The 26285-nt window shown below is 45.3% G+C and carries 18 protein-coding genes and 1 pseudogene; 17 read left to right on the top strand and 2 right to left on the bottom strand.

The window, feature by feature from the left end:
* Nucleotides 1–143 precede the first annotated feature (143 nt).
* The 15 genes and pseudogenes from BLCOC_RS19745 (at nucleotide 144) to BLCOC_RS19675 (ending at nucleotide 21830) form a co-directional block, all read left to right on the top strand.
* Nucleotides 144–881, top strand: coding sequence for a pseudouridine synthase (locus BLCOC_RS19745; protein ID WP_018598348.1), 738 nt, complete (start codon nucleotides 144–146; stop codon nucleotides 879–881).
* A 1-nt stretch (nucleotide 882) separates the two neighbouring features.
* On the top strand, nucleotides 883–2838 hold the full coding sequence (gene ligA / locus BLCOC_RS19740; RefSeq protein ID WP_115623144.1) for an NAD-dependent DNA ligase LigA: 1956 nt from the start codon (nucleotides 883–885) through the stop codon (nucleotides 2836–2838).
* 17 nt (nucleotides 2839–2855) lie between these two features.
* A complete protein-coding gene (cls, locus tag BLCOC_RS19735) occupies nucleotides 2856–4415 on the top strand; it encodes a cardiolipin synthase (protein ID WP_018598346.1) in 1560 nt (519 codons plus the stop codon).
* Between the two features lie 58 nt (nucleotides 4416–4473).
* Nucleotides 4474–5394, top strand: a complete 921-nt coding sequence (gene metA / locus BLCOC_RS19730; RefSeq protein ID WP_115623143.1) for a homoserine O-acetyltransferase MetA — start codon at nucleotides 4474–4476, stop codon at nucleotides 5392–5394.
* A gap of 483 nt (nucleotides 5395–5877) precedes the next feature.
* Nucleotides 5878–7149 (top strand): AAA family ATPase, encoded by a 1272-nt coding sequence (locus tag BLCOC_RS19725; RefSeq protein ID WP_115623142.1) that lies wholly within the window; start codon nucleotides 5878–5880, stop codon nucleotides 7147–7149.
* Between the two features lie 2 nt (nucleotides 7150–7151).
* Nucleotides 7152–7637 carry a hypothetical protein gene (locus BLCOC_RS19720; protein WP_115623141.1) on the top strand — a complete coding sequence of 162 codons (486 nt, stop codon included), beginning with the start codon at nucleotides 7152–7154 and terminating at the stop codon, nucleotides 7635–7637.
* A gap of 104 nt (nucleotides 7638–7741) precedes the next feature.
* Nucleotides 7742–7972 (top strand): annotated as a pseudogene (locus tag BLCOC_RS19715) (hypothetical protein); the annotation flags it as partial.
* Nucleotides 7973–8154: 182 nt separating this feature from the next.
* Nucleotides 8155–9870 (top strand): DUF4091 domain-containing protein, encoded by a 1716-nt coding sequence (locus BLCOC_RS19710; protein ID WP_115623140.1) that lies wholly within the window; start codon nucleotides 8155–8157, stop codon nucleotides 9868–9870.
* Between the two features lie 217 nt (nucleotides 9871–10087).
* Entirely contained in the window at nucleotides 10088–10507 is a 420-nt protein-coding gene (locus BLCOC_RS19705; RefSeq protein WP_018598343.1) for a YjdF family protein, read from the top strand.
* A gap of 197 nt (nucleotides 10508–10704) precedes the next feature.
* Nucleotides 10705–11400, top strand: a complete 696-nt coding sequence (locus tag BLCOC_RS19700; RefSeq protein ID WP_115623139.1) for an aspartate/glutamate racemase family protein — start codon at nucleotides 10705–10707, stop codon at nucleotides 11398–11400.
* A gap of 206 nt (nucleotides 11401–11606) precedes the next feature.
* Nucleotides 11607–13115 carry a catalase gene (locus BLCOC_RS19695; RefSeq protein ID WP_115623138.1) on the top strand — a complete coding sequence of 503 codons (1509 nt, stop codon included), beginning with the start codon at nucleotides 11607–11609 and terminating at the stop codon, nucleotides 13113–13115.
* Nucleotides 13116–13397: 282 nt separating this feature from the next.
* A complete protein-coding gene (locus BLCOC_RS19690; protein ID WP_115623137.1) occupies nucleotides 13398–16841 on the top strand; it encodes a pyruvate carboxylase in 3444 nt (1147 codons plus the stop codon).
* Between the two features lie 197 nt (nucleotides 16842–17038).
* Entirely contained in the window at nucleotides 17039–19573 is a 2535-nt protein-coding gene (locus BLCOC_RS19685; protein ID WP_018598339.1) for a ribonucleoside-diphosphate reductase subunit alpha, read from the top strand.
* Nucleotides 19570–20613, top strand: a complete 1044-nt coding sequence (locus BLCOC_RS19680) for a ribonucleotide-diphosphate reductase subunit beta (protein ID WP_115625449.1) — start codon at nucleotides 19570–19572, stop codon at nucleotides 20611–20613. The genes BLCOC_RS19685 and BLCOC_RS19680 overlap by 4 nt, the downstream gene beginning before the upstream one ends.
* Before the next feature lie 233 nt (nucleotides 20614–20846).
* Entirely contained in the window at nucleotides 20847–21830 is a 984-nt protein-coding gene (locus tag BLCOC_RS19675; protein ID WP_115623136.1) for an ROK family protein, read from the top strand.
* 60 nt (nucleotides 21831–21890) lie between these two features.
* On the opposite strand, the gene BLCOC_RS19670 is transcribed toward BLCOC_RS19675, so the two are convergent.
* Complete coding sequence (locus tag BLCOC_RS19670; RefSeq protein WP_018598336.1) at nucleotides 21891–23246, bottom strand: MATE family efflux transporter; 1356 nt, start codon at nucleotides 23244–23246, stop codon at nucleotides 21891–21893.
* A gap of 260 nt (nucleotides 23247–23506) precedes the next feature.
* On the opposite strand from BLCOC_RS19670, the gene BLCOC_RS19665 reads away from it, so the two are divergent.
* Nucleotides 23507–24682, top strand: a complete 1176-nt coding sequence (locus tag BLCOC_RS19665; protein WP_115622538.1) for an IS110 family RNA-guided transposase — start codon at nucleotides 23507–23509, stop codon at nucleotides 24680–24682.
* Between the two features lie 152 nt (nucleotides 24683–24834).
* On the opposite strand, the gene BLCOC_RS19660 is transcribed toward BLCOC_RS19665, so the two are convergent.
* Nucleotides 24835–25254, bottom strand: coding sequence for a MarR family winged helix-turn-helix transcriptional regulator (locus BLCOC_RS19660; RefSeq protein WP_115623135.1), 420 nt, complete (start codon nucleotides 25252–25254; stop codon nucleotides 24835–24837).
* A 194-nt stretch (nucleotides 25255–25448) separates the two neighbouring features.
* Here BLCOC_RS19660 and BLCOC_RS19655 point away from each other — a divergent pair, with 194 nt between their 5' ends.
* Nucleotides 25449–26246: a GNAT family N-acetyltransferase gene (locus tag BLCOC_RS19655; RefSeq protein ID WP_115623134.1), complete on the top strand. Its 798-nt coding sequence runs from the start codon at nucleotides 25449–25451 to the stop codon at nucleotides 26244–26246.
* Nucleotides 26247–26285: the final 39 nt, after the last annotated feature.

Genomic DNA, 26285 nt, shown 5'->3' with positions numbered 1-26285 from the left:
TGGAAGTATTGGCAAGGCGCAAAGCGAAAAAATGTCGAAATAACTGCTTAAGATATCTTAAAGGCAGGAAAAGCGAGCGCTTTACTTGCGGGCAGAACCTGTGATATACTCTTTATCATAATACATAAAGGAGCGCACAGAACATGCGTTTAAATAAATATCTGAGTGACGCCGGCGTCTGTTCCAGGCGGGAGGCGGACCGTCTTGTACAGGACGGAAGAGTTATGGTGGACGGTAAAACTGCCGTTCTGGGCATGCAGATCCAAGAGGGGCAGGAGATTTTAGTGAACGGAAAAAAAGTCCGCCGCGAAGAAAAAAAAGTGCTTCTGCTCTTTCACAAACCAAGAGGAATTGAGTGTACAGCCAATCCCAAAATAAAAAAGAATGTGATCTCTTATATAGATTACCCAATTCGGATATATTATATAGGAAGGCTTGACAAAGATTCGGAAGGACTTTTGCTTCTGACCAATCAGGGTGAACTTGTGAATAAGATGATGCGGGCCGGCAACTGCCATGAAAAAGAGTATCTGGTGACTGTGGATAAGCCTGTGACAGATGATTTTATCAAAAAAATGTCATCCGGTGTCCCTATTCTGGGCACGGTGACGAGAAAGTGCCAGGTGGAAAAGACAGGGAAGAAAACCTTTCGCATTATCCTTACCCAGGGTCTGAACCGTCAGATCCGGCGGATGTGTGAATATCTGGGATATAGAGTGGAACGGCTTGTGCGGGTTCGTGTTATGAATCTGGAGCTGGGTGACCTGCCGGTCGGACAGTACCGGGAGGCTGCGGAAAAGGAACTGGAGAATTTAAAAAGTCTCATTCAGGATTCTTCAGAGACGACTGTCATAAGGAAAAATGAACGGAGGAAAAGGTAACATGGATAAGACAGCGAGGATGAAAGAACTGATTCCTCTTTTAAATGAGGCGGCAAAGGCATATTATCAGGAAGACAGGGAGATCATGAGCAATTTTGAGTATGATAAGCTCTATGATGAACTGACGAAGCTGGAGCGGGAGACTGGGATCACCCTGACCGGCAGCCCAACGGTCTCCGTGGGATACGAAGCATTGGATGAACTGCAGAAGGAAGCCCATGAAAGCCCCATGCTCTCCCTGGACAAGACAAAGGATGTGGAAATCCTGCGGGAGTTTATCGGGGAACAGAAGACCCTTCTCTCCTGGAAACTGGACGGACTCACCATTGTACTGACTTACCGGGACGGCAGTCTTTTGAAAGCAGTTACCAGGGGAAATGGTGTAGTGGGGGAAGTCATTACCAACAACGCCAAGGTCTTTAAGAATATCCCCCTTCAGATCGCCCACAAAGGGGAGCTGATCCTGCGCGGGGAGGCCATTATCACCTATTCTGATTTTGAGAAGATCAATGAACAGATCGAGGATGTGGATGCCCGCTATAAAAATCCCAGAAATCTGTGCAGCGGCTCTGTACGGCAGCTCAACAATGAGATCACGGCAAAGCGGAATGTGCAGTTTTACGCATTTTCCCTGGTCCGGGCCGAGGGTGTGGATTTTGAAAATTCCAGGCAGAAGCAGTTTGAATGGCTGGAAGCACAGGGCTTTGATGTGGTGGAGTACCGGATGGTGACTGCGGAAACCCTGGATGATGCCATCGCTTACTTTTCTGAGAAGATCACTAAAAATGATTTTCCGTCAGATGGCCTGGTTGCACTCTATGATGATATTGCTTACGGAGATTCTCTGGGAAGCACCGCAAAATTCCCACGGAATGCATTTGCTTTTAAATGGAAGGATGAGATTCGGGAAACTACTCTGAAAGAGATAGAATGGAGTCCGTCAAGGACCGGCCTGATCAATCCTGTGGCAATCTTTGAACCGGTGGAGCTGGAGGGAACTACAGTGAGCAGGGCCAGTGTGCACAATATCAGTATCCTGAAGGATTTGGAGCTGGGAATCGGGGACAAGATCCAGGTCTACAAAGCCAATATGATCATTCCGCAGATCGCGGAGAATCTGACGAGAAGCGGAGCCATTGAGATTCCCCATGCATGTCCGGTCTGCGGGCAGGAGGCCAGAGTCATAAAGACCAATGATGTGGAATCCCTGTACTGCATGAACACGGAATGCCAGGCCAAGAAAATAAAATCCTTTACCCTGTTTGTAAGCAGAGACGCCATGAATATAGACGGATTGTCAGAGGCAACCCTGGAGAAATTCATATTAAAAGGATTTATAAAGGATTTTGGTGATATCTTTGAGATTGAAAAATACAGAGATGAGATTGTCTCCATGGATGGTTTCGGACAGAAGTCCTATGACAATCTGACTGCCAGCATAGAAAAAGCGTCCCATACCACATTGCCGAGACTCCTGTACAGCCTGGGAATCTCCAATGTGGGCATCGCCAACGCAAAGGTGATCTGTAAAGAATTCCGGTATGACCTGGATAAGATCATACACGCCACCCCCGAGGAGATCAGCAGCGTGGAGGGGATCGGACCGGTTATCGCGGGAACTTTTACAGAGTATTTTTCAGATGAGGGAAATATTAAAAGATTGGAGCATCTCTTATCCCATCTGACCTTTGAGGAAGTTAAGACAGAGAGTACCCAGAGTCTGGAGGGAAAACAATTTGTGATCACCGGAAGCGTGGAGCATTTTGCAAACCGGGCACAACTGAAAGAATTTATCGAAGAGAGGGGCGGCAAGGTTACGGCGAGTGTAACTTCCAAGACAGATTACCTGATCAACAATGACACCACATCCTCCTCTTCAAAGAATAAGAAAGCCAAGGATTTAGGAATCCCCATTCTGTCAGAGGAGGATTTCCTGAAGCTTTCAGAGGAAGCATGACAGAAAGAAGGTAGGAAATGCAGTCTGAAGAGATGAAAAAGAAAGGGCTGAAAGGTGTTAAGACCATCATTTTCGGCAGGACGTTGATCGTGGTCTTTGCTTTTCTGATCCAGTTTGCACTGATCATATCCAGTTTTATCTGGCTGAAGGATTACAGCTTTTATATTTATGCCGGATTTGTAGTTTTAGGTGTGCTTGTGCTTCTGCATCTTTTCAACAGCAGAGGAAATCCCGACTTTAAACTGGTCTGGATGCTTCCCCTGACTGTTGTTCCTGTATTCGGAGCCTTATTTTACCTCTATATCAACAGTCAGCCGGGAACCAGAATGATTTACCAGAGGCTTCAATACCTTGGAAAATTTACAAAACAGTATGTGACCCAGAAGGAAAAGGTGAAAAAAGATTTAGAACAGAAGAATCCCCAGATGGGGCATCTGGCTTCTTATCTGATGGAATATGGCACCTGCCCGGTCTATGAGCACACTCTGGTGACCTATTTTCCTCTGGGAGATGAGCAGTTTCCGGCCATGCTTAAAGAGCTTGAGAAGGCTGAGAAGTTTATTTTCATGGAGTATTTTATCCTGGAAGAGGGATATATGTGGAATACCGTGCTGGAACTTTTGAAAAAGAAAGTCAAAGAAGGCGTGGAGGTCAGAGTCATGTATGACGGTATGTGTGTGCTGGCCCTGCTTCCCTCTTTCTATCCGAGGATTTTGGAGAGAGAGGGGATCCAGTGCAAAATGTTCGCTCCGATCAAGCCATTCTTCTCCCCCCATTACAATAACAGGGACCACAGAAAGATCCTTGTGGTCGACGGTAAAGTGGCTTTTACTGGAGGGACGAACCTGGCAGATGAGTATATTAATAAGAAGGAACGTTTCGGACACTGGAAGGATACGGCAGTCATGCTGAAGGGCGAGGCAGTGGAGCGCTTTACCTTCATGTTTCTGGAAATGTGGGGTGTGTCAGAGCGGGGAGATCTGGAATATGAGCCATATAGGACTCCCGCAGATCTGCAGATACCGAATGACGGATATGTCATTCCCTATGATGTGATGCCCTATGGGTATGAGAGAATGGGGAAACAGGTATACCTGGACATATTGAATACAGCGCAGCGCTACGTACATATTATGACGCCGTATCTGATCCTTGACCATGAGATGATCATGACGCTGACCTATGCGGCAAAACGCGGTGTGGAGGTCTGCATTATCATGCCCCATATTCCTGATAAAAAAACTGCCTTTGCCCTTGCCAAGACGTACTACAACGAACTGTTGGAGGCGGGTGTGGAAATCTATGAATACACGCCCGGATTTGTCCATGCAAAAGTCTTTATATCAGATGATGAGAAGGCTGTTGTAGGTACCGTGAATATGGACTACAGAAGCTTTTACCACCATTTTGAGGATGGTGTGCTCTTTTACCGGAACTCCCAGATTCCCTATGTGGAGCGGGATTTTCAGTATACAAAAAATAAATGTGTGAAGATTTCCGTGGCAGACTACAAACGCCTGGGTATTTTCACAAGGATCATGGGAAAAGTGCTGCGTATATTTGCACCGCTGATGTAAAATAAAGGCGCAGCCTGCTGAATAGTTAAAAAATACAGAAAGAAAGAGGGAATACAATATGCCGATCAAAATACAAAGTGACCTGCCTGTGAAGGAAATACTGGAAAAAGAAAATATATTCGTCATGGATGAGGGGCGTGCTGTCCATCAGGATATCCGCCCGATCCGGATCCTGATCCTGAATCTGATGCCTCTCAAGGAGGATACCGAACTGCAGCTTCTTCGCTCGCTGTCCAATACACCTCTGCAGGTGGATGTATCTTTTATGATGGTGGCGACTCATGAGTCGAAAAACACAGCCACCAGTCATCTGAATAAATTCTATGAGACCTTTGAACAGGTAAAGGACCATAAGTTTGACGGAATGATCATCACAGGCGCTCCGGTAGAGCAGATGGAGTTTGAGGAAGTGGATTACTGGGAAGAGCTGAAAGGGATCATGGAGTGGACCAAGACGAATGTGACCTCCACGATTTATCTGTGCTGGGCTGCCCAGGCCGGTCTTTACTATCATTATGGCCTGGAGAAAAAAATGATGGATCACAAAGTATTCGGTCTTTTCCGCCACAGGGTGGAAAACCGAAAGGTGCCTCTTGTGCGCGGCTTTGATGATGAATTTTTAGCGCCCCACTCCCGTCATACAGAAGTGGCGGCAGAGGATATCCATGCATGTGATGCGCTGACTGTTCTGGCTGAATCCGACGAAGCCGGTGTGTTCCTTTGTATGGCAATGGACGGGCGTCAGATTTTTGTGATGGGACATCCGGAATATGACCGGGTGACCCTGGACGGGGAATATAAGAGGGATAAAGGGAAAGGTATGGATATTAAACTGCCTGAGAATTATTATCCTGAGAATGACCCTGATAACAAGCCTCTTCTGCTTTGGAGGGCACATGCAAATAACCTGTACACCAACTGGCTCAATTATTACGTTTACCAGATCACGCCTTATGACTTGGATGGGACGCCGTTTTAAAGGCTGTTTTGAGTGGTCTTTGGGTACTGGGAAGGTACCGTTAAATATCGCCAATTATCGTATGAAATGGAGTAAAAATGGAGTGAATTTAATGTTTTTATGGAGTAAATAAAATTTAGGCGATATGACGAAATTATCTTAATCTGGAAATATTAGTATGGTTAAGCCTTGGCATATGCTGGGGCTTAACCTTTAAAATTGTATCATAGCTTAGAGTAGTCAAACACACTCTAGTTTTTATTGAGATATTATTAATTCTGAAACATAAATCAAATAATCTAAGATATCATCTATTCTTTGATGTTTCTGACACTGTTTCAGTATTTCATAAATGGGTCATCCGGCATCTCTGTGTGAGGTGCTTTTTGTTTGTGCGGGTGTACAAAATATAAAGTATAGGATATAATTACTAAATAGGAAAAGGTGTAATGGTAGATGTTGTTGATCGCTATATAATATATAGAAAGAGATGGAAAGGCAATTATGATAAAAAGCTTTATATATGAGAACTTTAAAAGTTTTGAAAAAGCAGAATTGAATTTGGAAGCTGTCACAAGCCTGGTGGGTACCAATGCTTCTGGAAAAAGTAATGCAATTGAAGGAATCAGTATTTTGGCAGAACTGGCAATGGGAGTTGAGATTAGTGTTGTCCTGGATGGTACCAGGAATCATGACAGTCACGTCAGAGGGGGGAGCAAAGCGTGTAGCAGATTCAGAACATCTGCATTTCGTCTGGGATGTCTTGTGGACTTGGATGATGAGTATGATTTGCTGTATGATATAAAAATCAATACATTAAGAAGAAATGTAGTAGAAGAAGAGTCTTTGTATAAAGTGAAAAATGGAAAGACGGTTCATCAGGGTGACAAGATATTCAGAACAAAATTACAGCAGGAAGAAAGTGGTGATATCAAGGTAGAATATAGAAACGGCAAAAGAGGAACAAATCCCGATATTGTATGTATCAGGACGGTTTCCATTTTATCACAAATGAAAAGCAAGCTGCCTGAGAATACAGAAATAGACACTGAGAACCTGCAATATGTTAATTTGGTGTTGGAAAACTTGAGGGGGATATTTGTGCTTGACCCAATACCTTCTGAAATGAGGGATTATGTAAGGATAACGGATGTTGAGTTAAAAACAAATTGTGAAAATATATCCCCGGTGCTTTACAATCTTTGCCAAGAGAAGGAGAAAAAGAAGCGGCTGCTTGATATCGTATGCAGTCTTCCGGAAAATGAAGTGAAAGATATAGAGTTTGTGGTAACAAAATTGGGGGATGTTATATTTGGCTTAAAGGAGCAGTATCTTTCCTCTTCTGAGCTTGTGGACGCGAAAAAGCTTTCGGATGGAACGTTGCGCTGTATTGCCCTGGTATCATCCATGTTAACAATGCCTGAGAATGGTGTTCTTGTTATTGAAGAAATTGATAATGGCATTCATCCGGGCAGGGTACGGAAGCTAATAGAGAGTTTGCAAATGTTAGGCAGGGAAAGAAATATAGATATTATTCTTACTACACATAATGCATTTTTATTAAACAGTTATGATAAGAATAAACTTCTGGGGGTTTCTGTTGTTTACAGAGATAAAGAAAAAGGGACAAGCAGATTTATTCCTTTTGTTGATGTGAAGCAGTCACCAAAAATACTTGCATCTGGCGGTTTGGGATATGCGATGGCAGAAGAAACGCTGACGGACAGTATTAAGTCAACAGATACAAGTATAGATTATTCATGGCTGGGGGTATAAAAATGAATGTGAGATTTATAGATACCTCTATCATTATGAATCTGCTTGAGATACCGGATATGTGCAGGGACAAAGAAGCAGTAAAAGAAGAATTTAAAAAAGCAGTTGAGGAGGGAGAGATATTGATTCTTCCCGTTGCCACTATTATTGAGAGTGGAAATCATATTGCCCATATAAATAATGGAAATATCAGAAGAGAAAAGGCAATAAAGTTTAAAGAGTTTCTGGAAAAAACAGCTAAGGAGGAAGCACCATGGACATTGTATGGAACCGAGTTGAAAAAGGATGACCTGTTGGCATTGGCAGGTGAGTTTCCAGAAAAAGCCCTTACGTTGCGTATGGGAATTGGAGATATGAGTATTATCCGTTTTTATGAAAATTTTAAGGCCACTGTTCCGGCAGTAGGAAGAATTATGATATGGAGTACAGATACACATCTAAAAAATTATATAGAAGACCTAACGGTTAGCAGAAGAAAAAATAAATAACTCAAACTTCCCATATCATTTGGTGTGGTGAACCTTGAAAAATCAATACTTTAGCCCATAAAAAGGCATAAACCGCTTGCCGCTAAGATTATCCATGATTTCATGAAACATTCTTTTGCCGGATGGATGAAATGGATGATATTACATTCAGCCAATCCATGTGGATCATTTTAAATGCATTGTTGGATTCTGTTAGGGAGTATTTCCGCATCACGGAACAACAACTGGAAGAATTTACAACCGGCTTTATTCAGAGACTGCCTAAATATATACAAAAAGCCCTGGAGTATGGTCAATGTGCTGCACGATTATTATTTTGCGAGCTAAAGTATTGATTTTTCAAGATACAAGTCCCATTTTTTATGTGTGAAGTTTGAGTTATTAAGAAAAAATATAACTGTTATATATCCCCATTGTGTTTGGGATTGACAGTGTTAAAATTTCTGAGATATATTAAATACATGGCTCTTAAGGCTATTTGACAACTAATCGATTTTGAAATAAAGAAAGGAGAAGTATGCCGGAATTTGAATTTTATTTAACCGGAAGTCTTGAAAAGATATTTCCGGACTCTGATCCCCAGACAATGGATACAGTGGGCAGAATATCCATCCTGAAGGGGGAAGTACCTGCAGTGCAGATCGCTTACACAAGAAGATGCAGCAGGGAAAAGCTGCCATATAAATACCAGTTTCAGTGTGAAGTGACGGGAATAGCGGCCCCAGCGCGTTTCCGGGATGTGGAGCTGGTTCCCTCTGCATTTCCCTGTTATGAAGTGACAGATGAGAATTATCTGTCAACCAGGCCGGGCTTGTTTCCTGATTTGCTGAAGCCTAAAAAGGATAATTTTATCACACCAATGCCCGGGCAGTTCCGGTCTCTTTGGCTCGATTTTCCGGATACCGCCATGCTGGAGGCAGGTTTGTATCATGTCTCAATCCGGCTGACCATGCTGCCGGAAGTCTGTATGGGGGACGGTACTCTGCAGAAGTTAGGAGAAGATACTGTTGAAGAAGTGTTGACCTTTGAGCTGGAGGTGGGGGAGGCTGTGAGAGCGCCCCAGTCTCTCATACATACAGAATGGTTTCATGCTGACTGTCTTGCAGATTACTACGGGACAGAGGTATTTAGTGAGAACCATTGGGAGATCATAGAAAAGCAGATCGCCCTTGCAGGGAAAGAGCTGGGTGTGAATATGATCCTCACACCTGTGTTCACGCCGCCTTTAGACACGGCAAAAGGTGGTGAGCGCACAACAGTCCAATTGGCAGAGATAGAGCTGGCAGAGGACGGTTACCATTTTGATTTTTCAAAGCTGAAAAGATGGTGTGATATATGCAGAAGATCAGGAATTGAGAATCTTGAGATTGCCCATCTCTTCACTCAGTGGGGAGCTGAAGCAACACCAAAGATATATGTCACAGAGGATGGCGTCAAAAAACAAAAATTTGGCTGGCATATGCCTGCGGTGAGTCTTGAGTACAGAAGATTTCTGGAAGCCTTCCTTCCGGCGCTTCAGACAAAATTGGAGGAATTTGGTTTTGACAGGGAGCATGTCTATTTCCACATTTCGGATGAGCCGTCAAAAGAAAATCTGGAGAGCTATATGCAGGCAAAGGCAGCGGTGGAAGATCTGCTGAAGGGGTGGAAGGTGATAGATGCCCTAAGTGATTATGTGTTCTATGAGAAAGGGATCGTGGAGAAGCCCATTCCGTCCAATGATCATATTCAGGCTTTTATTGATCATGGGGTGGAGGATCTATGGGTATATTACTGCTGCGGACAGAGTGATAAAGTGCCAAACCGTTTTTTTGCCATGCCAAGTGCAAGGAACAGGATCATGGGAGTGCTGATGTACCTATATAAGATAAAAGGATTTTTGCACTGGGGATATAACTTCTACAATTCTATGTTTTCCATAGAGCATATAAATCCCTTTTTTGACACCCATGCAGGCTATGCGTTTCCATCCGGGGATCCATTCCTTGTGTATCCCGGCGCGGACGGGGAACCGTGGTCTTCCATACGGGCAGAGGTACAGCGGGAAGGACTGGATGACATGCGGGCACTGGAAGAATTGGAAAAAAGAGTGGGAAGGGAGAGGGTTGTAGAGATCATTTACGAAAATGTGAAGGAAAAGCTCACTTTTGAGAAGTATCCCCGGGATGCGCAATATCTTTACCGATTGAGAAACAGAGTGACAGCCGAGATGAGAGAGGCTGCGGAAAAATAAAGTTTCATAATAAGTATACACATAAATGCAAAGATAAAAACACAACGTATGGCAAGACCATACAGACCCGGCCGGTAGTCCGGGCGCAGACAGGATCGTAACAGTCCCATCTGTAAGTAACCTTCCTCCTTAGGTCGTCCCTTCTTTGCCGGACAGGTGCAGAATTATCAGGAAAAATTCTTCACAGTCCATATAAACATTTCAAGGAGGAATCATTATGGACAGAATATCGATAACAGTAAGAGTTTTCTTTCAGGACCCCTTTTGGATCGGTTTATGTGAAAGAACAGACAGCACAGGCTGTTCTGTATGCAAGATCACATTTGGGCCGGAACCAAAGGATTATGAGGTGCAGGAATTTATCAGTCAGAGCTGGTATCGGCTAAGTTTCAGTCCGGCTGTTGCCGAAGCTGTGAGGACAACAGAGCACAGGAATCCCAAAAGGATGCTGCGGGAGGTAAAAAAGCAGATGAACCAGACGGGCATCGGCACAAAATCCCAGCAGGCTTTGAAGCTCCAGCATGAGGAGAGCAAAGAGAAGCGAAAATCCCTTTCCAGAGAGAGAAAGGAAGAGGAGGAGCAGAGAAAATTTGCCTTGAGGCAGCAGAAAAGAAAGGAAAAGCACAGAGGAAGATAGCCTTTGGTGTTTTTTAAGAGACCTGGAATAGAAATTTATTCCGGGTCTTTTTGCGTAATTCTTAAGTCTGCGCTGTATTTGTATGGAATTATGAAAAAACAAAAGAAATACTGTACATTATGCTGAATCGTGGTATGATGAAAGAAAAGTGATATGTGATAAATTTATATATTTTGGGTTTTCGGAGGAATGTTATTATGAGAAAGTTGGGAATACTGGGCGGGATGGGACCTGAATCAACATTACTTTATTACAAAGAAATTGCTTCCGGGTTCAAAAAAAGAGATAAAAACGGATATTTCCCGGCACTTACGATAGAGACTGTCAATATGTATGAAATGTTGGATTTTTGTAAGACACAGCAGTATGAGGACTTGTCAAACTATCTGCTGCAGGGAATTCACAATCTTGAAAAAGCGGGAGCGGACTTTGCTGTCTTAGCCTCTAATACACCCCATGTTGTGTTTGATATTCTTGAAAAAAGAGCCAATATACCATTACTCAGCATCGTAGAGCCTTCCTGCAGGGCAGTCAAAGCTGCCGGAATAAAGAAAACGGCCTGGCTGGGAACCGGGTTTACTATGGAACAGTCGTATTTTAAAAAATTATTTGTGGAAAATGGTATTCAAGTAGTGGTTCCCCATGAAAAAGAGAGAATGTTCATTGACAGAGTAATTGCAAAAGAGCTTGAGTTCGGTATCGTAAAGGAAGAGTCCAAAAGGGGAATAGACAGTATTATAAAGCGGCTGATCGCAGAGGAGGGAATAGAAGCTGTTATCATGGGATGCACAGAATTGCCTCTGATGTATTCCGGTGAGGTATTGCCTGTGCCTGTTTTTGATACTTTAAAATACCACATACAGGGGATTCTTGACTATATGTTTGAAATATAATACCTATCGTGCTGCTTCTGTTCTGTAAATGAGTTACAGGCGGAGGAACTGAATCTTTTTGCGGGAAAACAGAAAAATTTACCGGCTTTGAACTTATTTTCTGCCCTGTGACGACTGCGTGGTGTTTGTACAAGAAACATGTTTATAAGGAAGCACGAGTTGCCTCACATGTTATGGAGGTGCCTAAAAGAAAGGGAGATTTAAGCATGGAAGAAAACAAATGGAAACTTACAAACGAAGCCGGCGCACCTGTGGCAGAGAACGAGCATTCTGTGACAGCAGGACCAAGAGGCCCGGTGGTTATGCAGGACGTCTGGCTGATGGAGAAGCTGGCCCATTTTGACCGGGAGGTGATCCCGGAGCGCAGAATGCATGCAAAGGGATGGGGAGCCTACGGGAAGCTTACGGTTACTCATGATATTTCCAAATTTACAAAAGCAAAAGTTTTACAGCCCGGAGCCGAGACAGAGCTTTTTATCCGTTTTTCCACGGTTGCCGGGGAACGCGGGGCTGCGGACGCGGAACGTGATATCCGTGGTGTGGCAGTGAAATTTTATACAGAAGAGGGAAACTGGGATCTGGTTGGAAACAACACGCCCACATTTTTCCTGCGTGATGTACATAATTTTCCTGATCTGAACCGGGCAGTAAAGCGGGATCCAAGGACCGGTATGCGTTCTGCGCAGAACAATTGGGATTTCTGGACACTGCTTCCTGAGACCTTCCATCAGACTACCATTGTGATGTCTGACAGGGGAATACCGGCATCTTTCAGAAATATGCATTTTTACGGTGAGCACACTTATTCTTTTTATAATGCAAAAAATGAACGGTTCTGGTGTAAATTCCATTTCCAAACACAGCAGGGGATTAAAAATCTGACGGATGAAGAGGCGCAGAAGATTTGCGGCATGGACAGGGAAAGCCATGGGCGTGATCTTTTTGAAGCGATTGAGCGGGGGGATCATCCCAAATGGACCATGTATGTGCAGATCATGACAGAAGAACAGGCCCGCAGCCATTATGAGAATCCTTTTGATATTACAAAAATCTGGAGACACGGAGAGTTTCCGCTGATAGAGGTTGGTGAGCTGGAGCTTAACAGAAATCCGGAGAATTATTTTGCGGAAGTTGAGCAGGCTGCATTTACGCCTGCCCATGTGGTGCCGGGAATCGGATTTTCACCGGACAAGTTTCTGCAGGGGCGTCTGTTTGTATATGGAGATGCCCACAGATACCGTTTGGGAGTCAATTACAATGAGATTCCGGTGAACCGTGCAAAATGCCAGGTGAATGATTATCACCGGGACGGCGCTATGCGTGTGGATGGGAATTATGGAAGAGCGCCTTCCTACTCTCCAAACAGCGCAGGTGTATGGTCCTCACAGCCGGAAGTCATGGAACCGCCCCTTGATTTGTCAGGGGCCATGTACGCCTATGATCCCGCAGATGATCCTACTGATGACTGTTTCAGAGCGGGCGGGGATCTGTGGCGTTTGTTAAAAGAAGATAAGAAGGAGCTTTTGATCAGAAATACGGCCAGAAATATTGAACCGGTGACAGACAATATCAAGTATCGCCATGCGATTCACTGCTACTGGGCAGATACGGAATACGGAGAACGGATCACAGAGGCTATGCATTTGGACCTGAACCGGGTAAAGGAATTGGCAGAGGGGGATCATGACAGTCCGATCCGGGCAACTTTAAAGTGAAGGTGATCATATATGTGAGGCATAGGTGGATATCCATCTGTGCCTCACGTGCTGTTGTGCACGGAGTAATCAGCACCTCTTCTGTAACAGTTCAGCCTGTCTGAACTGTTACCCCTTCTGTTTTTGTGCGCATAAAAAGATGATTTTATTCTTGCTTTTTTGTTTTAAATAGAGTATAGTGGAAATAAATATTTTGTCTTTCGTAAAAAGACAAATGACTTTTAAGGAAAGACAAAAATGAAACAAATCACATTTTGGTCAAAGTAAAACAGGAGGAAAGGTATGGAAAATGAAAGGTGCGGCAAAAATTTTAAGAAAGTGATGGCAGCGAACAGAGGAGAGATTGCCATCCGTATTTTCAGGGCGTGCTGTGATTTGGGGCGCAGTACGGTTGCAATTTATTCAAAAGAGGACGAATACAACGTATTTCGGACAAAGGCGGATGAATCTTACATGATAGGGGAAAATAAAAGCCCTTTAGGTGCTTATCTTGATATTGGGATGATCATTGATATCGCCAGGAAGCACAAGGTGGATGCGATCCATCCGGGCTATGGATTTCTCTCTGAAAACGCAGATTTTGCCAGAGCCTGTGAGGAGAGCGGGATCGCTTTTATCGGACCGCCGTCTCATGTGCTGGAGAAGATGGGCGATAAGCTCAGTGCAAAGGAAATTGCAAAACGCTGCGGCGTACCAACAGTTCCCGGTTCTACAATGCCCATCCGGGATGCGGATGAGGCCGTGGAGCTGGCAGCATCTTATGGCTTTCCGGTGATATTAAAGGCATCCGCAGGCGGCGGAGGAAGGGGGATGCGCCGGTGTGCGGATGAACAGGAAGTGAGAGATACGTTTCCCCTGGTACAGAGCGAAGCACTGAAAGCCTTTGGATGCGGTGATATTTTCATAGAAAAGTTTCTGGAAGAGCCAAAGCATATTGAGGTTCAGATACTGGCAGACCAGTATGGCAATATCGTACATCTTTTTGAGCGGGATTGTTCTCTGCAGCGGCGCTATCAGAAGGTGGTGGAGTTCACGCCTGCATTTGCCATTTCACAGGATATACGGGAAAAAATCTGTGGAGACGCGGTAAAAATAGCAAAAGAAGTAGGCTATGTGAATGCGGGAACAGTAGAGTTTCTGGTTGACCGGAAGGGCGGGTATTATTTTATTGAAATGAATCCCAGGATCCAGGTAGAACACACGGTCACGGAAATGGTCACAGACATTGATATTGTCCGTGCCCAGGTTCTCATTGCCGAGGGGAAGACTCTGGCAGCACCGGAAATCGGAATTGAACGGCAGGAGGATGTGAAGCGGCATGGATTTGCCATCCAGTGTCGTGTGACTACAGAGGATCCCCAGAATAATTTTGCGCCGGATACGGGAAAAGTTACAGCCTACCGGACCGGCGGGGGATTCGGGGTTCGTCTGGACGGCGGTAATACCTATGCCGGGGCAGAGATATCTCCTTACTATGACAGTCTCCTCGTAAAAGTGACCACCCATGACAACACCTTTGAGGGGGCCTGCAACAAATCTCTCAGGGCACTCAGCGAGACCAGGGTGCGGGGGGTGAAGACGAACATCGGGTTTATTGAAAATATTTTAATGCATCCCATGTTCCGCACTGGAAAATGTCACACAAAATTTATTGACGAGACCCCGGAACTGTTTTCCATCAAAAGCTCTCAGGACAGGGCTACAAAAATGCTGAAATACATAGGCAACATTGTGGTAAATGATCCCACTGCCGGAAAGTACCGCTATGAGCCGCCCCGTTTTCCAAAGGTGACAGGAACGAGAAGAGACGGATTGAAGCAGATATTGGATACACAGGGACCGGAGGCAGTAAAGCAGTGGGTGCTGGAACAGAAAAAGCTGCTCATTACAGATACCACCATGCGGGATGCCCACCAGTCGCTTCTGGCTACCAGAGTGAGAACACGTGATATGGTAAAAGGAGCGGAAGGGACAGCGGAGATACTGGCAGATGCATTTTCCCTGGAAATGTGGGGAGGTGCCACCTTTGACGTGGCCTACCGTTTTCTGAAGGAATCGCCCTGGGAGCGCCTTGACCTGCTCAGGGAAAAGATCCCAAACATTCCTTTCCAGATGCTGCTGCGCGGTGCCAACGCGGTTGGATATACCAATTATCCTGACAACCTGATACGGGAATTTGTGAAGGAGGCGGCCAGGAGCGGAATTGATGTGTTCCGTATCTTTGATTCCCTGAACTGGATACCGGGAATGGAAATTGCACTGGATGAGGTGCTGAACCAGAATAAGATCGCAGAGGCAACCCTTTGTTATACCGGGGACGTATCTGACCCGAAAGAGGATAAATATACACTGGGATATTACACGGAGATGGCGAAAGAACTGGAACACCGCGGTGCCCATATTCTATGCATCAAAGACATGTCAGGGCTTCTCAAACCTTATGCTGCGTATAAGCTGGTGAAAGCTCTGAAACAGGAAACAGGCCTTCCTATTCATCTTCACACCCATGATACCAGCGGTAACCAGATCGCAGCTCTGCTCATGGCAGCGGAGGCCGGGGCAGACATTGTGGACACTGCCGTTTCCAGTATGTCGTCCCTTACCAGCCAGCCTTCCATGAATTCTCTTGTGGCGGCACTTCAGGGACAGAAGAGAGACACCGGACTGTCGCTGGAACGTCTGCAGGAGCTGACAGATTACTGGAGTGATGTAAGGGAGAGATACCGCTCCTTTGAGGGAGGAATCAAATACCCTGCAACAGATATATACCGCTATGAAATACCGGGAGGCCAGTACACCAATCTGAAACCCCAGGTGGAGAGCCTTGGACTGGGCCATAGGTTTGAGGAAGTAAAAGAGATGTACCGGACGGTCAATGAGATGCTGGGAGGACTTGTAAAAGTGACCCCGTCTTCAAAAATGGTAGGTGATATGGCAATTTTCATGGTTCAGAATGACCTGACACCGGATAATATTGTGGAACGGGGAGAAAATCTCACATTCCCGGACTCCGCGGTCAGCTATTTTAAGGGAATGATGGGGCAGCCCCGCTGGGGATTTCCAAAAGAACTGCAGAGGGTAGTTCTGAGAGGGGAGGAGCCAGTCACATGCCGTCCCGGCGAACTGCTTCCGCCTATGGATTTTGAAGCGGCCAGGGAAAGACTAAAACAATTTGTGCCGGAGCCTGACTGGAGAATGGTCATAAGCTGGTGCTTTTATCCCAAGGTAGTGGAGGATTTCCTTAAGAGCCGCAGGGAATACGGTTACATCACCCGCCTGGGCAGCCACGTATATTTCCACGGGCTTGCCGAGGGAGAGACCAACCGGGTGGAGATAGAGGACGGAAAGACACTGGTCATAAAATATCTGGGCAAGAGCGAACTGAACCCGGACGGAACCAGAAATGTGTTTTTTGAACTGAACGGTATACGGAGGGAAATTTCCGTGCAGGATAAGAGTGCCAAGGTGACTGTGGAATCCATACCTATGGCTGATCCCAATGACCTGAGCCATGTGGGTGCCTCCATACCCGGTCTGGTGAGCAAGATACTTGTAAAGCCGGGAGAAAAAGTGAGGAGAAACCAGGTTCTCGCGGTGGTTGAGGCTATGAAGATGGAGACAAACGTCATCGCTCTCATGGATGGGGAGATGGATAAGATCCTTGTAAAAGAAGGAAAGGAAATTAAGGCGGGAGAACTGTTGATGACAGTTAAGACGGTAAAATAAATAAAGGTAAAAACTGTAAAGGGATAAGAACGGATCTGTGGGTCAGAAAAGTTCTTATCTCTTTTTTAAAATTAAACTAGACTAAAATAGTTGAGTATATATCTTCTCTGTGTTACAATATCAATGATTCCTATGTCCTTACAGGATGAGATTAAAATACAATGGACAGAATAGGGAAGAGGAGGCAGAAGAAAAACATGATCATCATAAAAAGAAATGGGCAGACAGAGCCTTATGACATACAGAAAATAAAGAACGCGGTCCTACTGGCATTTAAAAGTGTCGGACAGGTATATAAAGAGGAAGAAATTGAAAAGGTAGCAGAACTGGCAGAATATAAGATTAAAAAGGACTGTCCCCAGGAATCCTGTCAGCTTCAGGTAGAACAGATCCAGGACATTGTAGAGCGTTCCCTGACGGAGCTTAATCACTATGAGGTACTGAAAAGCTTCATATTATATAGGAACGAGAGGAGCAGGAGGCGGGAAGCCAGAAGAAAGATCATGGAGTATTTCCGGGAGGCAGAAGAACTGGACACAGTTCTCAAGGAGATACAGAGAGAATATACGGACCATGTCTACCACCTGGAACATCTCCATGCAAAATTTCTCACATTTTACAGAGATGGAATACAAGTGGAGGAACGTCTGGACCTGCTGAAAAAGGCGGCAGTAGAGCTTACTACTCAGGAGGCGCCTCTCTGGGAATTTGCTGCGGGCCGAATTCTGCACCTGCAGTTTACCCGCCGCTTAGAGCAGGAACTGAAAAAATTCCAGATACACGATTTTTATGAAAAGATCCATTGCCTTACAGAGATGGGGCTTTACGGCGGCTATATTCTGGAAAATTATTCAAAGGAGGAGATCCTCAGGTACGAGACCTATATGCAGGAGGACAGAAATCATCTGTTCAATTACTCTGGACTGGAACTTCTTTTAAACCGATATGTGATCAAAAGCCGCCAGAATGTTCCCCTGGAAAGTGTACAGGAGATGTTTCTGGGCATTGCCATGCATCTGGCTATGCCGGAAAAAAAGGACAGAGATATGTGGGTTCAGCGTTTCTATGACATACTCAGTACCTTAAAAGTGACTATGGCTACTCCTACGCTGTCAAATGCCAGAAAACCATATCATCAGTTATCCTCCTGTTTCATAGACACGGTACCGGACAGCCTGGACGGAATTTACCGCAGCATTGACAATTTCGCAAAGGTCAGCAAATTCGGCGGGGGAATGGGACTGTATTTTGGAAAGGTGCGAGCAGCAGGCAGTGACATCCGTGGTTTTGAGGGGGCGGCAGGCGGTGTGATACGCTGGATCAAACTGGCAAATGACACGGCAGTGGCGGTGGACCAGTTAGGTGTCAGACAGGGAGCAGTGGCAGTGTACCTGGACGCCTGGCACAGGGATCTCCCGGAGTTTTTGAATCTGCGCACAAATAACGGGGATGACCGGATGAAAGCACACGACGTATTTCCTGCAGTCTGCTATCCGGATCTGTTCTGGAGGACAGCAAAGGAGAACATTGAGGGGGACTGGTATCTCATGTGTCCCCATGAAATCCTTACAGTGAAAGGATATGCGCTGGAAGACTCTTTTGGCCCGGAATGGGAGAGAAAGTACATGGAATGCGTGGCTGACAGCAGGATCAAAAAAAGGGTGATCCCCATAAAGGAACTGATCCGATTGGTGATCCGAAGTGCTGCTGAGACAGGAACACCGTTTACTTTCAACAGAGATACGGTGAATAAGGCAAATCCAAACAGCCACAGGGGAATGATCTACTGCAGCAACCTCTGCACAGAGATCGCCCAGAATATGAGTCCCATTGAACAGGTGGAGCAGAGAACCGAGACCGTGGATGGGGAGACAGTGGTTGTGACGGTAACACGTCCCGGGGAATTTGTAGTGTGTAATCTGGCAAGTCTTTCCCTGGGAAGGATTGATGTGGATAACAGACAGGAGATAGAGGAGATTACAAGAAGTGCTGTGAGGGCACTTGACAATGTCATTGACTTGAATTTCTTCCCGGTTCCCTATGCGAAGATCAACAACATGAAATACCGCCCTGTGGGATTGGGGGTCAGCGGATATCACCATATGCTGGCTAAAAAAGGCGTTCTCTGGGAGTCTGAGGAACATTTGAAATTGGTAGACCGGATATTTGAAGATATCAATTATGCCGCTGTGAAGGCGAGCAGTGAAAATGCACAGGAAAAGGGATGCTATGCGTATTTCCGGGGGAGCGACTGGGAGAGCGGTGCATATTTTGAAAAACGGGCATATGTCTCAGATCGCTGGCGTCTGCTCAGAGATCAGGTGAAAACCGGGGGAATGCGCAATGGCTATCTTCTGGCGGTTGCGCCCACAAGTAGTACCAGTATGATCGCGGGAACCACGGCGGGCGTAGATCCAGTGATGAACCGGTACTTTTTGGAGGAGAAAAAGAATGGCCTTGTGCCCCGTGTGGCACCGGAACTGAATCCCGATACGTACTGGTATTACAAAAACGCGCATCATATCGGCCAGGAATGGTCGGTCCGTGCCTGCGGGATCCGGCAGCGCCATATTGACCAGGCCCAGAGTATGAACCTGTATATAACCAATGACTATACCTTCCGGCAGGTTCTGAATCTTTATCTGCTGGCCTGGGAAGAAGGGGTTAAGACGATATATTATATCCGTTCCAGAAGTCTGGAAGTAGAGGAATGTGAGGTGTGCGCAAGCTGATGGAAATGAAGAAAAAACCACTGTTTAATCCCCAGGGAGACAGGGAAGTACAGAACCGCAGAATGGTAGGCGGCAATACAACAAATTTAAATGACTTCAATAATATGAAATATACCTGGGTCAGTGACTGGTACCGCCAGGCTATGAACAATTTTTGGATTCCGGAAGAGATCAATTTGAATGTGGATGTGAGAGACTATACCGGTCTGCCAAAGAAAGAGAGACGGGCATATGATAAGATCCTTTCTTTCCTTGTCTTTCTTGACAGTATCCAGACTGCCAATCTGCCGGCAGTCAGTGAGTATATTACAGCAAACGAGATCAATCTGTGCCTCTCCATCCAGGCTTTTCAGGAGGCAGTGCACAGCCAGAGCTACAGCTATATGCTGGATACCATCTGTGAGCCGCAGAAACGCACAGAGGTTCTGTACCAGTGGAGGGATGACGAGCATCTGCTGAAAAGAAATACCTTTATCGGAAGTCTCTATAATGATTTCCAGCAAAAAAAAGATATGTTCACCTTTATGAAGACCATCGTTGCGAATTATATTTTGGAGGGTATTTATTTTTACAGCGGATTTATGTTTTTCTATAATCTTGGCAGGAACCATAAGATGCCGGGCACAGCACAGGTCATCCGGTATATCAACCGGGATGAAAATACACATCTGTGGCTGTTCAGGAATATTCTCATGGAACTGAAAAAGGAAGAACCCCAAATGTTTATCGCAGACAAAGTAAATGTCTACCGGGAGATGATTAAGGAGGGCTGCGAACAGGAAATGACCTGGGCGGCTTATGTGATCGGTGAGGATATTGCCGGGCTTAACGGGGAAATGGTCAGGGATTATATTAAATATCTGGGTAATCTGCGCTGCGCCGGTCTGGGATTTGAAAACATTTACGAGGGCTGTGAGACTGAGCCGGAGAGCATGCGCTGGGTGGGTCAGTACAGCAATGCAAACCTGATCAAAACGGACTTTTTTGAAGCCAGAAGCACGGCTTACGCAAAGAGCAGTGCACTGGTGGATGATTTATAAAAGCATATCTGCCGCTGCCGGGATAGTTTTGGCAGCGGTTTTTTTGCTATGTCAGAAGCCGGTTTGCCCGCTGCTGCAGTATTGTTTTCAGTCGGAATATTATGTATAATCATAACTATCAGCAGGTTTGCGCTTTTACGGCGCTGACTGTAAGAAAGTCCCTTTTGGGGAAACTTTCAGCAGTCAGGCAGAATCCATGGTTAATACGGGGAGACTGCCGGAAAGGACAGATAATGAAAAAATATAGGATCGGAATGGATCTGGGAGGAACGAATATCAAGACATCTCTGTTTGCAAAGGATTTTTTGGCTGTGGCTGAACAGAGGACACCGACCATGGTCCAACTGGGCTCTGATGGGGTTCTGGAACGGATGGAGAATAATATCAGGGAGCTTTTGTCAAAGGCAGGGGCAGTGACAGAGGAAGTGGAGTGCATGGGAATGGGAGTGCCGGGACTTTTGGATATAGAAAACGGCATCTCCCTGTTTTCGCCTAATTTTCCCAAGTGGGAAAATGTTCCCATTGCCGGATGGTTTAAAGAGCGGCTGGGCATTCCGGTATTTATTGACAATGATGTCCGGGTAAATTTGTACGGAGAGTGTTATTTCGGCGCGGGTAAGGGAAAAAAGAATGTTGTGCTTCTGACTCTGGGAACAGGTTTAGGTGCAGGAGTTATGATAGACGGACACATCCTGTACGGTGCAACCGGCAGTATGGGTGAAATCGGCCATATGAATATGTATCGGGAGGGAAGGCCCTGCCGCTGTAAAAGCTCCGGCTGTCTGGGGCGTTATGTGTCTGCTCTGGGACTTTTAAGGACGGTAAAAGAAAAGATAGAGGCAAAAGAGGAGACAATACTTACAGACTGGGTCGGGAATCCGGATGAGATCACAGCCGAAATGGTATCCAGAGCTTTTGATGCGGGGGATCTGCTTGCAAGAGAGGCTATGGAGGAGACAGGGGAAATCCTGGGATTTGGACTTGTAAATGTGATAAATTTATATAATCCTGAATGTGTGATCATTGGAGGCGGTATGTCTGCGGCAGGGGAACGCCTTTTGTCGAAGGCGAGAAAGATCGTGGATACCCATGCGCTGGAGATTTCCAGAAAGGCCTGTACCATTGTTACGGCCCAGCTTGGCGATGCGTCGGGAATGCTGGGGGCAGCGAAGGCCGCCTCTATTAAAATGGCAGAGCAAATAAGAGATATAAGATAAATATCCGGTTCATGAAGAGAAAATTTTTCTGCATGAACCGGATATTTATATGCTGCATGGTTAGTTTACCAGCTTTTTCAGTTTCCATTTTCCGCTCTGTACACGGATAAAGGAGAATAGGGCACCGATTCCCCATCCGATGGGAATGGACCACCAAATCGCGCTGGAACCGATGAAATGAGCCAGAAGGTATGCGATGGCAACTCTGGAGAATAGGTTGGACATGGAGCTTAACATAAAAGCGCCCATATCCCCGGCACCTCTCAGAAGGCCGTTGCCCACAAACATAAGCCCCATTAATACATAGAACACAGAGACGGTCTTCATATATTTCAGCCCGTATCCCATAGCGCTTCCCTCAGAACCGCTGTTCAGGAACAGACTGAGGAGCTGTGGACCGAAAAGATAAATGATACCGGTGATGATTAAGGAAAAAATAAGTACCATGAGCAGACAGGCTTTATAGCCTTGGACTACACGTTTCTCTTTTCCGGCTCCGATATTCTGTGCCGTGTAGCTTGACATGGCATTTGAAAAGTTCATGTTGGGCATCATGGCCAGCGTATCAATTTTTGTGGCTGCCGTATAGCCGGCAACGAAAACCTTGCCGTAAGAGTTGACCAGTCCCTGCATGAACATCATACTCAGAGAGACTATGGACTGCTGCAGCATGGAGGGAACACCCACACGGGCGATCCTGCGGGCTGCGTTGGCTTCAAAAAAGGCGAATTTTTTATCAGCGGCAGCAGGCTCATTTTCCATAGCCTTCATTCTCCTGATCAGGACAAAGAAGGAGGCCACTGCGCACAGACCCTGCGCGATCAGCGTTGCCCAGGCAACACCTGCCACGCCCATATGGAAACGGATAACAAAGAGCAGGTCAAGCCCGATGTTTGTCAGAGCTGATACCATTAGAAATTTAAGAGGTGTATTACTGTCTCCCAGGGCATTGTAGATACCGTTTAAAGTGTTGTAAAGAAACAGGAAGACCGCTCCTCCAAAATAGATCCTCAGATAGATGAGGGAATCCGCCATGATATCGGGGTCTGTTCCAAGAATCTTCAGAAGCGGGCCGGCTGCCAGTTCACCGGCTGCCATGATAGCCAGTCCGATCACCCCTAATGCTATCAGTGCAGTGGAGATAGTGGTCTTCATCTCTCGGATCTGCCCGGCTCCAAAGAGCTGGGAAATGACAACGGTACATCCCATGGAAAGACCGGCAGCGATGGCTACGGCCAGAAAAACAACGGGAAAAGAGGAACCTACAGCGGCGAGGGCATCCTCACCCACAAATTTTCCCACCACCATGGAATCTACCATATTATAGAGCTGCTGAAAAAAGTTTCCTATGACCATGGGCAGGGCAAAGAAAAAAAGCAGCTTGAGAGGCTTTCCCTCTGTCAGACTTTTTACCATTTAACTTCCTCCTACTATTATATAAAGTCATAGTCTTTCTTTACCTTTTCTACAGGTTTGACTATGCTATTTTAAGATACTGTGGATTGGTTATCACCTCCTACCACTTGATGGTTTAAAAAAGGCTCCAACCACAGTCTCTTTGTTTATTTGTTAATCAGTTAGTTACCGCATGACGGTTTATCAAGAAGTAGGTTACGATTGCAAGGAGCCCTGTGGATCTTAAGACAGTATCAATACTTTATATCAGGAGGTCCTATATGATTTACGTAGGAATTGATGTCGCAAAAGATAAGCATGATTGCTTTATCACAAACTCTGATGGCGAAGTCCTTTTCAAGGCTTTTACCATCAAAAACAATCTCGATGGGTTCGACGAGCTTTATCAGAAAATAGAATCCGTTATGGAAGATGCTTCTAAAGTAAAAGTAGGCCTAGAAGCCACTGGACACTATAGTTACAATCTTCTCGGATATCTGCTTGATAAAGGTCTGGCCACCTTTGTTATCAACCCGTTACATACTAATCTGTACAGAAAAAGTCTAAGCCTTAGACAGACGAAAACGGATAAAGTTGATGCCCATACAATTGCTTCTATGCTAATGTCTGACGTGAACTTAAAGTCCTACTCAGACACATCGTATCACAACGAAGAGCTTAAGTCACTTACTCGCTATCGTTTTGATAAAGTTAAAGAACGCGCGAAGCTTAAAACATCTATATCCCGTCTTGTATGTATCCTTTTCCCTGAGTTAGAAAAGCTTGTTCCAACACTTCATCAGAATTCTGTTTATGAGTTACTCTACGAATTTCCTGGTGCAAAACAGGTAGCTAATGCACATCTCACAAGACTTTCAAATCTTCTTGAAACCGCATCTAAAGGCCACTACACAAAAGAAACCTCTATCGCTTTTAGAGAGGCTGCAAGAACCTCTATCGGTTCAAATATGCCAGCTAAATCGCTTGAATTAAAGCACACCATTAAGCTCATTAGAGAGCTAGATTCTGAAATCGAAGAGATTGAAAACGAGATTAAAGTCATCATGGATGAAATCAATTCTCCAATCCTTAGCATTCCTGGAATCAGCTATCGAATGGGTGCCATGATTATTGCTGAAATAGGTGACTTTAGCCAATTCGACTCTCCAGATAAGATCCTTGCTTATGCAGGAATGTCGCCTTCTACCTATCAATCCGGCCAGTTAGATAACTGTTATGCCAGAATGGAAAAACGTGGTTCTAGATACCTTAGATATGCTCTGTTTAATGCAACCGCATATGTTTGTCTATGGGATCCAACCTACAAGGCTTATCTTGCCAAGAAACGAGCTGAAGGCAAGCATTACTATGTTGCAATGTCTCACGCGACCAAGAAACTAGTTCGGCTAATTTATCATCTCGAACGCACTGGACAGCAATACCAAAAAGCAATCTAATTCTTCCAACATCATATCTTCTTGTCAGAGCATCATACTCGATGCTCTATTTGTCATGCAATTTTCAAGGTACTGATTGCGATGAATAAGTCATCGCCACTATACTCAAAACATCTCTGTTTTTGAAACTATTTATTGACTTTCTTTAATAGTTAGTCTTTTTTTCTGTATGCAACCGCATTGGCTGCAATTCGTTTGATGTGGTCCTGATGTATAAGCTGTTCCTCCCGGGAAAAGCCGGTGTAGCAGATTTCGTCCCAGGATTTGTAGATATCCCGGATATGTTCATAGATCTCCTCCCCTTTTTCTGTCAGGGATACAAATTTCTGACGGCGGTCCTTTTCATTGATCCTGCGGCATACGAGGCCTTTTTCCTCCAGGGATGCCAGATTTTTGGCAATTCGGCCTTTGTCTAGATTCAGATATTCTGCCAGATCGTCCTGACTGCAGCTTTTATCCTTGAGAATACGGATCAGTCTGCCTTCCAGGGGGATTACCCCGTACTTTTCCATTTCGCCTCTTACATATGACAATTCGCAGCGCCGTATGATGCTGACAAAATGATTGTTCATAAATGAGCCTCCTTAAATTAGTTGTAATATACAACTGTTGTAGTGGACAACTATTTATTATATGCAGGGAAGAAGAAAATGTCAACAGGAAATTAGGTGTTATGTTATACTGGTGTTACCATCCGTTGCTAAAAGGACGGGGCAGCAGCTTAACAGAGAGCATATGTGAGTAGAAAAGAGGTATATAAGTATATATGGAAAAAACAGTGGAGATTATGGAGAAAAATAGAATCGCGGATTTGTTTGCAGGCTGGGAGGAAACCTTGATCTGGTCCTGTCTTCAGGACTGTATGGGAAGGGCCTTTGCGGATTCTGTGGAAAATCCCCGGTCAGCACAGATTCTGGTGGGAGATTTCTGCTTTTTTGCAGGCAGGCCTTCAGAATCTCTTGTGCGGAATAAACCGGATGACAGGGAATCGAATTTTGTCATTATGGTACCGTCTTCAGAAGAATGGGCACATGTGATAGAGGAAGTCTATCAGGGGTGTTCCAAGAAGATCAAGCGCTATGCCATAAAGAAGGAACCTGATGTGTTTGATAAGGATAAGCTTGAAAATATAGTAAAAAATTGTCCAAAGGGGTTTTCCCTGCGCAGGATCGATGAAGAGGTTTACAGGCAGGCGATGGAGAATCCATGGTCTGCAGACTTATGTTCACAGTTTAAGGATTACGAAGACTACCGGGAGCGTGGTCTGGGCACTGCTGCTTTTGATGGGCATATTTTGGCGGCAGGCGCATCTTCTTATACTGTGTACAGAGGAGGAATTGAAATAGAGGTAGATACCCGCCGGGATTACAGAAGAAAGGGATTGGCTCTGTGCTGTGCTGCACAGCTCATACTGGACTGTCTGGAGCGGGGTCTGTATCCCAGTTGGGATGCCCACAATCCCGCTTCTGTGGCCTTGTCAGAGAAACTGGGATATCATTTTGAGAAGGAATATACAGCCTATGAGGTGTATGGATTTACAGGGAAGGACGAAGGGCAGTTATAGTAAAAACTGCATAAGGATTGAAAGGAGGGTAACGGAAAT

The organism is Blautia coccoides (genome assembly GCF_034355335.1).
GTDB classification, from domain to species: Bacteria; Bacillota; Clostridia; order Lachnospirales; family Lachnospiraceae; genus Blautia; species Blautia producta.
Note: the sequence above shows the minus strand (reverse complement) of the source record. Positions and strands in the feature narration are given on the sequence as shown.